The organism is Neobacillus sp. NRS-1170 (assembly GCF_050468025.1).
Genome location: NZ_JBITPF010000025.1, coordinates 88,621 through 102,066 on the forward strand (window position 1 = coordinate 88,621; position 13,446 = coordinate 102,066).

6 protein-coding genes and 2 pseudogenes are annotated in these 13,446 nt (G+C 39.3%); 7 read left to right on the forward strand and 1 reads right to left on the reverse strand.

Annotated elements, in window-relative coordinates; all coding sequences use genetic code 11:
• From ACIFOT_RS10680 to ACIFOT_RS10705, 6 genes and pseudogenes are all read left to right on the forward strand, one after another.
• Positions 1–1,590, forward strand: a complete 1,590-nt coding sequence (locus tag ACIFOT_RS10680; RefSeq protein WP_430064470.1) for an extracellular solute-binding protein — start codon at positions 1–3, stop codon at positions 1,588–1,590.
• 102 nt (positions 1,591–1,692) lie between these two features.
• Positions 1,693–2,298: a hypothetical protein gene (locus tag ACIFOT_RS10685; RefSeq protein ID WP_430064471.1), complete on the forward strand. Its 606-nt coding sequence runs from the start codon at positions 1,693–1,695 to the stop codon at positions 2,296–2,298.
• A gap of 38 nt (positions 2,299–2,336) precedes the next feature.
• The gene (locus ACIFOT_RS10690; RefSeq protein WP_430064472.1) at positions 2,337–5,807 is read left to right on the forward strand and encodes a glycosyl hydrolase family 95 catalytic domain-containing protein; all 3,471 of its coding nucleotides are present in this window, start codon (positions 2,337–2,339) and stop codon (positions 5,805–5,807) included.
• A 575-nt stretch (positions 5,808–6,382) separates the two neighbouring features.
• Positions 6,383–7,966 (forward strand): annotated as a pseudogene (locus tag ACIFOT_RS10695) (spore germination protein); the annotation flags it as partial.
• Between the two features lie 7 nt (positions 7,967–7,973).
• Positions 7,974–9,137 (forward strand): Ger(x)C family spore germination protein, encoded by a 1,164-nt coding sequence (locus ACIFOT_RS10700; protein WP_430064473.1) that lies wholly within the window; start codon positions 7,974–7,976, stop codon positions 9,135–9,137.
• A gap of 27 nt (positions 9,138–9,164) precedes the next feature.
• Entirely contained in the window at positions 9,165–10,253 is a 1,089-nt protein-coding gene (locus tag ACIFOT_RS10705) for a GerAB/ArcD/ProY family transporter (RefSeq protein ID WP_430064633.1), read from the forward strand.
• A 176-nt stretch (positions 10,254–10,429) separates the two neighbouring features.
• On the opposite strand, the pseudogene ACIFOT_RS10710 reads toward ACIFOT_RS10705, so the two are convergent.
• Positions 10,430–11,319, reverse strand: a pseudogene (locus tag ACIFOT_RS10710) (DMT family transporter).
• Positions 11,320–11,990: 671 nt separating this feature from the next.
• On the opposite strand from ACIFOT_RS10710, the gene ACIFOT_RS10715 reads away from it, so the two are divergent.
• On the forward strand, positions 11,991–13,442 hold the full coding sequence (locus tag ACIFOT_RS10715) for a YfcC family protein (protein WP_430064474.1): 1,452 nt from the start codon (positions 11,991–11,993) through the stop codon (positions 13,440–13,442).
• Positions 13,443–13,446 lie beyond the last annotated feature (4 nt).

Genomic DNA, 13,446 nt, shown 5'->3' on the forward strand with positions numbered 1-13,446 from the left:
ATGAAACGTTTCATGTCCATTACTTTATCTACTGTTCTTTTAGCAGGTGCACTTGCTGCCTGCTCACCAAAAGATGAAAAGGCCTCAACTAGCAGCGGAAATGGTAAAGATAGTAAAATAGCAATCTCTTGGTTTGATGGTTCGTGGGAGACTCCTGTTCCAGAGCCTGGAAACGAAGCGGTGAAAAAAGTAAATGAAAAGTTCAATGTGGATTTCCAGCCGCAATATATCCCATTTGATTTGTATGATGATAAGCTGACTGTAAAAATGGCTTCAGGAGACATCCCGGATGTGGTCGGGACTGAAGGAGTGGATGCTAACTATGTTAAGTGGTCCGAGCAGGGTGCGTTTTTACCTTTGAATGATTATGTGAAAAAGTATGAAACGTTTAAAGCAATTCCGCAATCGGTTTGGGATATTGTGAGTGTGGACGGAAAAAAATATGGGATTCCCCTTTACTTCCCAGCAAGCGGCGGAAAAAAACCGATTATCCGCAAAGACTGGCTTGATAAGCTAGGGTTAAAGATGCCGACTAATTATGAAGAGTTAAAAGAGGTAGCCATTGCTTTTGCAACAAAAGATCCTGATGGAAATGGCAAAAATGATACCGTAGGTTTAGGTTTAGCAAAAGGGATGATTTATGATCCAGCATTTGGAGCCTATTGGAGCAGCACCTGGTACCATAAAAATAAGGATGGTCAATTAATTCCTGGGCAAATTTCTAAGGGATCCAAAGAGAAAATTACCTTTCTGAATGAATTGTATAAAGCAGGCGCCCTTGACAAAGACTGGGCAGTTAAACCTTATAATGATGTATTTAAAGATTTTAATGCGGGGAAAGTTGGAATTTGGTATGAGCAACCTGGGAAAGACAAGGGATCTCAACCGCAAAATCTTGATTTAGCAACCTTAAGAAAAACAGCTCCCGATGCAAAAATTGAAGCGATTCCTCCATTCGATGCACCTGATAAATCCAAAGGGTACGTCGCTGGAGGCGGTTATTATCGAATTTGGATGCTAAGTGCCGATTTGAAGGACAACCCGAAAAAAGTTGAGAAAATATTAGAAATGATGGATTACATGGCTAAGTATGTACCGGCAGACAACCAAAATCCCGATAACGAGCATTTTGACTGGGCGATGGGTGGATCAGGAAAAGGCTACAACATGGTCGATGGTGCACCGCAAATAACAGAAGAATTTAGTAAATATGCTCCTGCAGCTCTATTTAACCAAAGCGAAGGCTCATGGGCTGAAGGTGAAAAATCCATGGAGGATTACGCAAAACAATCCAAGGCTCCGGAGGCAAAAGAGTTTAATACAAAAATGGTTTCCATGCTATCCAACTCTGATTTCTACGTAAGTCCTGTAGGCCGGATACATTCACAAGTTTATGATGATAAGATGCCTGCACTGGCTGAATTTGCAACCAATGAATTAACGAAAATGATTGTTGGACAAAGGCCAATTTCCGAATGGAATAAATTTGTTGATGAGTATTTGGGCAGAGGCGGAAATGATGTAATTAAAGATGTCAACAAGATTTTAAAAGAAAATAAAATTAAAGGTGAATGGGTTAAAGCAAAATAACCAAGGTGAATAAGATCCCCTGAAGAAGTTTCAGGGGATTGATTTTCATAAAAACATAGATACGATTCGATCAGCTATCATAGTGAAACCAAGGTGATGGAAATGACAAAAATACAGCTAATGAAAGCGTTAGACAACATTTGGTACCATTATAAGGCTCATATCTTAATAGGAATACTAGTACTTTTTGTATTTGTTCCTCTTGTTTTTTTAGATAAAGATCAAAAACCATCAGCATTAAATGTTACCATCATTGGAAATACAATTAACCCAGAGAAGCTGCAAATTCTTCAAAAGGAAGCAACTACAAAAATTCTAAAGGCAGATTCAAAATCGGAAATTAGGCTTAATTTTTGGCATATAAACGGAAATATCACCTCATCAACTAATATTGAGTTATATCAAAAGATACTTGCCCAAATTACAGCCAAAAACATAGATGTTATTCTTATTGATAGAAGTGACTTTTTATTATTGTCTCAACAAAGGGCTTTTATAGAATTGGATTCTAATAAGAGATCTAACAATGACAATAATCCTAACAAATATGGAATTGATATAACCGGAAATGCAGTACTTCGAAATGCCGGATACAACACGGAAAATAAGATGATGGCTATATTATCAAACACACAAAAGGAAGCAACGGCCATTAAATTTGTTCAAATGGTTTGCAAATCAGAACTAGAATTCTTAATTGGAAAGTAGCTATTTATTTTTAATATTTTTCAAAAGGAGATGGAAATGTGAAATATAAAAACCTATTAATAGGAGGATTGCTTTCTAGTACTTTGTTATTTTCTCTAGGAAGCCCTGGGGTGTTTGTTAAGGCAAAGGAAACATCACCTAGTTCCATTGAGACTCCAAAAAATGAAGAAAAGAAACTATCACTCTGGTACAATCAGCCGGCAAAAAACTGGGAAACCCAAGCATTGCCAATTGGTAATGGCTATATGGGCGGAATGGTCTTTGGGGGAATCCAGCAAGAACATATTCAGTTTAATGAAAAAACCCTTTGGACTGGCGGACCAAACAGTACTGGTGATTATACATACGGCAATCGGGATGGGGCAGCGGACCACTTGGATAGCATCAGGGGAAAGTTATCAAAAGGTGATAAATCAGGGGCAGAAAAGGAGTCTTCACAATTTCTCACAGGTCTTCAAGACGGGTTTGGTGACTATCAGAATTTTGGGGACATATACTTAGATTTTAATATGCCAGATCAGGCTTCATTTTCAAATTATCGCAGGGAATTAAATCTAAATGAAGGGATTGCCAGTGTGGCTTATAACTATAAAGATGTTCACTATACTAGGGAATATTTTGCAAGTTATCCCGATCATGTTATGGTCATGCGTTTAAATGCTAGTAAGTCCGGACAGATTTCCCTAGATGTCAGACCCACTAGCGCACAGGGAGGTAAGATATCGTCCATAGATAACACAATCACCATCAGGGGACAAATAGCGAATAATGGAATGAAATATGAGGCAGAATTCAAAGTCCTGAATGAGGGTGGTACGTTAACATCAGAGAATGGAAAAATTAAAGTGGCAAATGCAGATACACTAACAATTATTATGACTGCAGCTACTGATTATGAGAATAAATACCCTGATTATAAGGGAAAAGATTCACATCAAAAGATTGAGGAAATCATGGCCTCTATTTCTGAAAAGACTTACGATTCATTAAAATCTACACATATTATAGACTATCAATCTTTATTTAATCGTGTTTCTTTGGATTTAGGAGGAAAAGAGCCATCCATTCCAACAAATGAATTATTAGCATCTTACAGTAATACAAACAATAAGTATCTGGAAGAACTATTCTTCCAATATGGAAGATATTTGCTCATTGCCTCTTCAAGACCCGGAACGCTTCCTGCAAATCTGCAAGGGGTATGGAATAATTCGAATACACCACCGTGGGATAGTGACTATCATTTCAACATTAACCTGCAAATGAATTATTGGCCTGCAGAAGTGACCAATCTTTCTGAAACCGCTTTGCCATTAGTGAATTATGTTGACTCATTAAGAGAACCAGGAAGGGTTTCAGCGGAAAAACATTTTGGTGTTACAGGCGGAGGATGGACCGTTAATACGATGAATAATCCATTTGGATTTACTGCTCCCGGATGGGGATTAGGCTGGGGATGGGCACCTAGTGCGAACGCCTTCATTTCCCAAAACCTTTGGGAACATTATAAGTTTACTGATGATAAAGAATACTTGAAAGAAAAGATCTATCCAATAATTAAAGAAGCGGCTGAGTTTCATAGTAAGTTTTTAGTCGAAGATCAAAATAAGAAGCTGGTTGTTTCTCCATGCTGGTCTCCTGAGATTGGTGGTATTTCTGATGGATGTGCCTTTGACCAACAGTTAGTGTATGAGTTGTTTTCAAATGTAATTGAAGCTAGCGAGGTTTTGCATACCGATGAGGTGTTTCGAGCTGAGTTAAAGGCCAAAAGGGATCAATTATTCCCACCGATTCAAATTGGCAGATATGGTCAGGTGCAAGAGTGGAAGGATGATATAGATGATCCTGCTGAAACTCATCGTCATATATCCCAACTGGTTGCACTATATCCAGGAAGCATGATCAATCACAATACACCGGAGTGGCTTAATGCAGCTAAAGTCACTTTAAACCATCGTGGTGATGAGGGGACAGGCTGGAGTAAAGCAAACAAAATTAACTTATGGGCACGTTTGTTGGATGGTGAACATGCCTATAAAATCCTTCAAGGACAGCTTACTGGAAGTACGTTGAGTAACCTGTTTGATACCCATCCACCGTTTCAGATTGATGGAAACTTTGGTGCGACATCGGGAATTGCTGAAATGTTAATTCAAAGCCATACCGAATCAATTCAAATATTGCCTGCACTTCCTAAAGCTTGGAAGGACGGTTCCTATAAAGGACTAAAAGCACGTGGTGCATTTACGATTGATACAAACTGGAAAAATGGCGTCCCTGCAGTAATTCATTTGACTTCCGATCACGGAAACGATGCAAAATTAAAAAGTCCAATGTTCAATGCACCTTTTACTCTGACAAGAATCGGAGATAATAAAAAGATGAAATTTACCAAGGATGGCGATACCATTTCGTTTAAAACTCAACCAGGTAAAACCTATAAAATTGAGTCTTTGCTCAATTTCGATTTAGAATCTACGAATAGTGTAACTGCAGGAAATACAGTTAAGGTAAAGGTTCATTTATCAAACCCTGGTACATTGGAATCCCCTTCAGGAGAAGTGATTGTAAAGGCCCCTGAGGGTTGGAATGTTAAACCGTTTAAGGTGGCTTTTGAAGGAATTGAACCAGGAGAATCCAAAACAGTTGAGGCGGATTTATCTGTCCCTATTGATACAGTTTCTAATAATTATTCCATTGAAGCTGAATTAAGCACAGGTAATGGAACGATTAGTAAATCCAATCAAATAGAAGTAACCCCAGCAGTAAAGCTGATTTCGACAAATGTTGAACCAAATCCAATCAGTGTTGAAGGTGGTTCTACTACATTAAACGTAAGGGTTCAAAATGAATTAACGGAAACAGTGACACCTGGAAAAATTGAATTGCAATTACCAGATGGTTGGAATGCGCAGCCATCAACAAAGGACTTTCAATTACCTGCAGGAGGAGAGGAGACATATTCCTTTGTTGTGTCCCCGCCAACTAATTTTAAGGGAATGAAAGAGGTTGGAGTCTCTGTAATATTGGGAAATTCGGTGGTGACTTCAGCAAAGGTACAAGTGGTTTCTGGCGGCGTCTATCTTAGTGATATTCCATGGGTAAAAGCAACTGTTGGATGGGCAACGATTCAAATTGACAAAAGTATCGACGGAAACCCACTTTCATTGCTGAAAACTACAGGGCCGATGACGTTTAACAAAGGGATAGGAACTCATGCAAAATCAGAGATTACCTATGATATCTCAAATTCAAATTACAAACGATTTAATTCTTATGTAGGAATTGACCATGAAACTGGTGGTAATGGCGGTTCGGTCGTGTTTAAGGTGCTGCTTGATGGGGTTGAAGAATTTAATAGCGGTACAATGTATTATAATACCCCAGCAAAATTTGTTGATGTTGACCTTACCGGTAAGAAAGAATTAACACTAGTGGTCGGGGATGCAGGTAACGGTAATGGAAATGATCATGCGGACTGGGCAGATGCTTGGTTGAGTAATAAATAAACAATTTCCAATATTAGTATCAAAAAAATACAAAGCTCGATTTGTGCTATGACAAATAAAGCTTTGTAAGGGGTCCTTTTTTACCTTTAAAAACTACTAAGATCCTATTACGCAAGAACTCCTTATATATCCGATAGACAAGTATTATCATAGTTTGGCAGTATAATAAACGGCTTACAATAAAAGCTGCAGTGACTTCACTATTGAAATCACTGCAGCTTTTTGCAATTTTCGAACCAATTCCATTGACCATGAAGAAAATACGGAAAACCATACCTCCAATTGATAGCAACCAAAAAAGTAGTGATTATTGAGCTAAGTAAGGGTCCCCCATTTGCAGATTAACTAGCTTGCAGAAATAATTGAATAATTTTCCAATGTTGAGCCATGTTAAGAAGGATGTCGAGAGTGTGTCCTTCTGGTGGAATTTTTCAGACGAATGACTTTACCTTCCGAAAATCATAATACATTCAAAAACTACTTGGTGGAAAGGCATGTAAAACTTTGCTGCCAAGAAATTATGAACATTAAGGCCCAAGTATAAAAAACATAAATCATATGTTAAATGGGGTAGTATGATGAAAAAACTTCGTAAGATAAAGCCTTTAAAAAAAGCTATTCAGGAACTGGAGCGTACCAGTGTACTGCCCCCAAATATTCAAGATGTTGAACTCGGACAGGATATATCCGAGAATGAAGAGGTTTTGAAACAAGTTTTTGACAATTGTTCCGATATTGCTTTTCGTCCCATTCTCATAAATAAGCAGACCAAAATTCTTCTAATTTATATAGATGGATTAGTGGATACAAAATTAGTGGAACAGGTTGTTTTAAAACCAATGATGTTCGAAGGGATGCCTAATGGATTAAAGAGTGTAGGCCCAATAGGGGAAATCATCCAAGATCGGCTTATCGCTTCTTCCCAAGTAAAGACGGTTTCTACTGTTCGTGAAGTTATAGAAGGAATATTGAAAGCTAATATCGCCGTTCTGACAGATGGGGAGAATCAAGCCCTGGTTGCTGATTTAAAAGGGTTTGAAAAACGTAGTATTGAAGAGCCTGCTTCCGAAATTTCTGTTCGAGGCCCTCGGGATGGGTTTACGGAAACGCTTAGGGTCAATACGAGCCTTGTTCGCCGAAGAATTCGGAGCCCGAGGCTAAAAATGGAACCTTATTCGATTGGGGATTTATCACAGACAGATGTGGTGATTGCTTACATTGAGGGGATTGCACCAAATTCGGTTTTGGAGGAAGTTCGACAAAGGATTCAGCGAATTCAAATTGATGGGGTGTTGGAGTCAGCTTTTATTGAAGAGTTTATCGAGGATCAACCTTTTTCTCCCTTTCCGCAAATTCAGAATACCGAACGGCCGGATGCTGTGTGTGCAAGCCTATTAGAAGGAAAAGTCGCCATTTTTGTGGATAACACACCTTTTGTTCTGGTCGTTCCCATGACATTCTGGGCAGGTTTGCAAGCAGCGGAGGATTATTATGAACGATCCATCTACACAACCTTTATTCGATGGATACGTTTTGCATTAATTAATCTTTCATTATTACTTCCTTCTCTCTACGTTGCTATTACAACCTTTCATCCGCAATTGATCCCGACAAATTTGCTTATCAGTATTGCAGCAGCTCGAGAAGGTATTCCTTTCCCGGCTGTCGTAGAAGCACTGATGATGGAATTTTTGTTTGAGGGTTTGCGGGAAGCGGGCGTTCGGCTGCCAAAACCCATTGGATCAGCGGTCAGTATCGTGGGAGCACTTGTCATCGGACAAGCTGCCGTGCAAGCAGGCATTATCTCGGCACCCTTGGTCATTGTTGTGGCTACAACCGGTATTGCGTCGTTTGCTTTTCCACGCTACAACTTGGGAACAGCCTTTCGGATGCTGCGATTCCCGATGCTGCTATTGGCGGGGATGCTTGGGCTGTATGGGGTTGCTTTTAGTGCCCTTGCGATTATGATCCATCTAACCAATATTCGTTCTTTTGGTATTCCTTATCTAAGCCCGGTTGCTCCTCAGATTCCTCGAAATTTGAAGGATGTTTTGCTCCGAACACCTCGGTGGAACATGACCCACCGCCCTATAATGGTATCTGGAGAGGAGAAAATGCGTATTCCAGATGGACAACAGCCAGGTCCAAAACAGGGGGGCAGACAGAATGAGCCTGAACAAGGCACTTTGCATGATACTGACCATTTCTTTATTTTTCTTGACGGGCTGTTGGGATCGTACGGAGTTAAACGATCTGGCAATAGAATTAGGTTGGGGACTTGATCAAGCGAAGAATAACAAGCTTGAAATCAGCGGTCAATTTATCATCCCTTCAAAAATGGGAATGGGACAGAGTGGAAGAAGTGGAGAAGGAAAAGCAGTTTTTATAGAATCGGGAACTGGAAGAGACACACTTGAAGCTGTACAAGTGATGCAAACAAAATTGTCGAGAGAAGTCTTTCGAGGGCACCGGCGTGTGATTGTGATTGGAGAACAATTGGCTAAACACGGTCTCGCTCCTGTATTAGATACCTATAGCCGAGATCCGGATATTCGAATACGGGCAGATGCGTTCGTCGTAAAGGGGAGTACTGCAAAACAGTTTCTGGAAGCATCCTCCCCTTTAGAAAATATCCCGGCAATTGGGGCACTAAAAGGACATACACAAACAGGTGAATTGGGAGACACTACTTTATTAAATTTTCTTATTGCTGGCACGAGTGACGGAATGACCCCAATCTTGCCCGTTATTGAACTGACGGGTAGCAAAGGATTTCAAATTCAAGGTGGAGCGATTTTTAACAAAGACCTTAAATTGGTGGGATTTTTAAATAAACATGAAGGGTCAACCGCTCTTTGGCTGGTTAATCGTTTAAGTAAACAGACCATTACGGAAACTGTTCCACAAGGAAAGGGAATTGCCAGTTTATCAATGACGAAAATTGACAGTAAAATCAAACCCATTATTCGAGGGAACATCATCCAGTGTGACATTGATCTTTCTGGTGAAGGAATCATTCGGGAGAACAATACGAATTTAGATCTTACGCAGCCGAAAAATCTTACTCTTTTAAAACATGTATTGGAAAAAAAGGCCGAAAAACAAGCTCTCCAAACCATCAAAAAGGTTCAAAAACAATACGGAACCGATATCTTTGGCTTGGGAGAAGCCATTCATCAAAAATATCCATCCCAATGGAAAGTACGAAAGAAAAATTGGGACAAACAATTTCAAAAATTACAGGTATCTGTCCATGCAAATCTGACCATTCGGCAAATAGGTCTAACCGGACCATCGTTGCAGTTAAAGAAAAATGAAATAAAAAAATAAGGAGGTATATGGATTGTGAGAATTTCAATGAAAATCTCTGGCAGGCAAATCTTTTGGATGATGTTCACATTGGAAGTGGGACAAACGATTCTTCTGATCATCCCATCTACGATCCGTACTGCCAAACAAGATGCATGGATCTCGATGGTGATTGCAGGGCTTGTTGGGATTGCCATTACTTTTCTGGCAACCACACTCGGTTCGCTTTATCCGAATCAAACTATGATTGAATTTAGTCAAACCATTCTCGGTAAATGGCTAGGAAAGCTGATGATGATTCCCTATTTACTTCCATGGTACTGGATTAATGGGATAACCGTCCGTGAATTTGGTGATTTCATTATTACCGCGTTGTTTCATAATACACCTTTGTGGGTCATTGTCTTTACTGCTATGTTACTGCTCATTTTTATCATTTACCAGGGTGGGGTGGAAGGCATTGGACGCTTAAGTGAAATCGTTGGGCCGATGGTGCTTTTAATGATAACGTTTGTAATCATTTTGAATCTTGGCAATATGAATTGGCATTATATGCTGCCCATTTATCAAGATTCTGGATGGCTTCCAATCCTTAAAGGTTCCTATACCCCTGTAGCCGCTTTTTTTGGAGAGTCTCTTATGATGACAATGTTCGTCTTCTTTATGGACAAACCAGACCAAGCGTCATCACGGGCGATGTGGGGAGTAGGACTGGCCATTTTCATTGTAACAATCGGAACATTAGCGGTGATTTTAACATTCGGTCCGAATTTACCTTCAAGGTTTTTGTATCCAGTTTACGATTTGAGCCGGTTCATATCCGTCATGGAATTCATTCAAAATGTGGATATTCTGATTGTTATTATTTGGTTTTTCAGTATTTTTGTTAAACTGGCGATATATATGTTTCTCGCTTGTTATGGAACAGCACAAATGTTTCACCTGAAGGATTGGCGAAAAGTGGCTTGGTTTCTTGCTCCTATTTCATTTATCATGGCTGTGTCAATTAAAAATATCCAGATATTTACTCATTATTATTACAAGATGTTCGTGATTCCAATTGCATTTCCCGTCTACATGATTGGGATTCCCTTGCTGTTGTTGGTGGTTGGCAAGATCCGAAAAAAATATGCATAAACCCAATTGGCAGCTTAATTAAGTGAAAGGGTAATTAATTTTTTACGAAAATAAAGGGCTTTTTTGGAAATTGATCAGCGAAACAGGCATAAAATATTTTCATTCGTGGTGGCGGCTGCAAAGCCATGGAGGTTTGAGACAACCTCGGATATCAATAGGGAAGAGCAGCAAATGATCTACTCCATATTTTTGCTGTAATTATTTTGTTTTAATAAACTCTTAAAATCGAGTTCAGCAATTAATACACTCAATAAAATAAGAGTTGCCCCAAGGTAACCTTTAAGATCCAGCGTTTCTCCTGTGAAAACAAAGGCAAAGCCTGCCGAAAACACCGGCTCTAAAGTGAAAATAAGGCCTGTATGTGTAGGGCTGGTATACTGCTGGGCAATGATTTGAACAATGAAAGTGATTGCAGTGCAAAATATGCTTAAAACGAGGACTGCAAACCATGATTCTAACGTTTCGGGAAGTTTGGGTGTTTCCATAAACATGGAAAAAACGAAGGCGAACAATCCAACAAAACCTAGTTGTAGAACCCCAAGGGAAATGGAATCGGCATGCTTAGTCATCGCTCCCGTCACAAGGATATAAACGGCATAGAATAAGGCACATAAAATGCATAACACATCCCCAAAACCGATCCTTAATTCGCTGTTCAATGTCAATAAGCTGATTCCCACTATGGTCAACAGGATTCCGACCACTACTCTTTTTTCGGGCCTTTTCTTAAAATATACAAATTCTAGTACGGGGATGAATATGACAGTCAGACTCATTAAGAATCCGGCATTCGAAACCGATGTGTACTTTGTGCCAAACGTAGCACAAATATAAATGAGAAACAGAATCGAAGCTAATATAAATGCATATTTGACGTTTTGAAATCGATTTTGATTAAATGCTTGTAAAATACGATGCCTGAAATGAAAAAGGCAATCAGAAAACGCAATGCGATTAAATTATATTCATGAATATGATTGAGGCCAATCTTTGTAAGCAGGATGGATGCACCCCAAAAAAACGTAATCATTAGTAGCGCTAAATCTGCTTTTAATTGCAATTTCATCTCTATTTCCTCGTTCTTTATAAACTATTAATCATTTTAGCGTGCAATAAATATTGAAGCAAACTTTTTTTCTTGTTTCTCGGATTATTGAAATAACTGAAGCATGAACATGATTGGCTGCTTTTACTAGATTAAAGACATTGTGAAGGTTTGTACTTAAACAGACTGGGGTTTAGTTCAAAAAGTGCTAAATTATTTTTTGCTAATAAAGGAGCAGCCTGGGGAAAATAAATAGTGAAATAAATACAAAAGACGGTTCTTCTGACCTTAAAGTAGGAGAATCGTCTTTTTAATTTCCAAAATACGAATCCGCATTTTCAGCAAGTGACCTTACTTTTAAATACTTTCATTCGACCAAGTCTTTTCGAAGAGGAGATTTAATCTGTTCAAAGAACCTTGTTCAAAATATAAAAATGGTTATATTTTAGGTTATTCAACAACCAATAAACCAACCTAAAAACTAACTGAAGATCAGTATTAAATAGATTATTTGTAGAAATTAAAATTGGCATAATTCTTGCGTAATAAAAATCTGTAACTTCTGAATTTTATAACACATTGAAATGAGGTGGATGGGCTATCGAGGAGCCAAGCAAAATAACGGGGTCAAAACTCCAAAGGAAAGAGGAGGCGCAAGATGAAAAAAGAAATTCGGAATTGGGGGATACTAAATGCAATCCATTTGGAAAGAGGTAACAGTTGAAAAGACAGCTGATCAGGAGAGAGTAGAGAAGAAAAGAAGATTCGTACAGCTTGACGCTTATGTTCTATTATTTTTTGTGGCATTGATCTGCGCTATTGCTACATACATTTTACCGGCAGGTGGATTTGAAAAGATAAAAAAAGGAGATATCACCGTAACGGTACCTGGAAGTTTTCATTTTGTTGATTCAAATCCCACTGGTTTCGTAGACTTCTTTACCACGATCCAAAACGGAATGGTAATGGGCGCACCGCTTATTTTCCTTATCTTATTTACAAGCGGAGCCTTAGCTGTCATTGAAAAATCGGGTGCAATCGATGCGTTTCTTAAGTCCACCCTTACTCGATTCAGGAATCGCTTGCTGTTTTTAATTATCCCTGTAGGATTGATATTGTCTGTTTTGGGAACGACTGGAATTGTGGTCAATTCGGTAATCGCTTTCATACCATTAGGATTATTTATCGCACGTGGATTGAAATTGGATGCTATTTTCGGCGTTTCCCTTATCTATCTAGGAACATATACTGGTTGGAACGTACCTGTTTTTGCTCCTCAAACACTTGGACTATCCCAGCGTATTGCCGAGCTTCCGCTTTTCTCGGGAATGGTCTACCGGATCATTATCTACCTAACATTTCTCGCTTGTACTCTTTTATATGTATATTTGTATGCACGCAAAATTCGAAAGGACCCGACCAAGAGCATCCTTGGCCCAGAATCGCTCCCTTCTGATGCAGTGAAAGGTGCTGAAGTAGAGACTACGGTAACGGTTTCCTTGCAGCAAAAGCTAATCTTATCGTTTGCGGGATTATCTTTGCTAGGTTTTATGATTTTCTCTCAGATATTTAAATGGACGGAAAATGAAATGGCTGGTCTTTTCATTTTTATTGCCATCGGCGCCGGTTTGATCGCGCGAATGAGTGCAAATGACATTGCATTCACATTTATTCAAGGCTGTAAACAAATGGTCTATGGAGCTCTTATTGTGGGGATGGCCAGAGCAGTGGGCTTAATCCTTGATGATGCAAAGATATTAGATACCATCGTCAATGCGTTGGTCCAACTCCTTGAACCGTTGTCTCCGATTACCGCTTCGATTGGAATGTATATCGGAAGTGCGGCTCTGCACTTTTTGATTTCTTCTGGTTCCGGGGAATCTACCGTGTTGATGCCGATTCTTGTCCCTTTGGCAGATTTGCTGCATATTACACGTCAAGTAGCTGTCCAGGCGGTTATGTTTGGGGAAGGGTTAGTAAATACCATCAATCCGACATCTGGTGTGCTGATGGGTGTACTAGCAATGAGCGGCATCTCTTATGGAAAATGGCTGAAGTTCATGCTTCCATTAACGGCAGTTTGGTTTGTTCTCGGATTAATTTTCATCATTATCGGTATGATGATCAACTGGGGACCTTTCTAAGAAA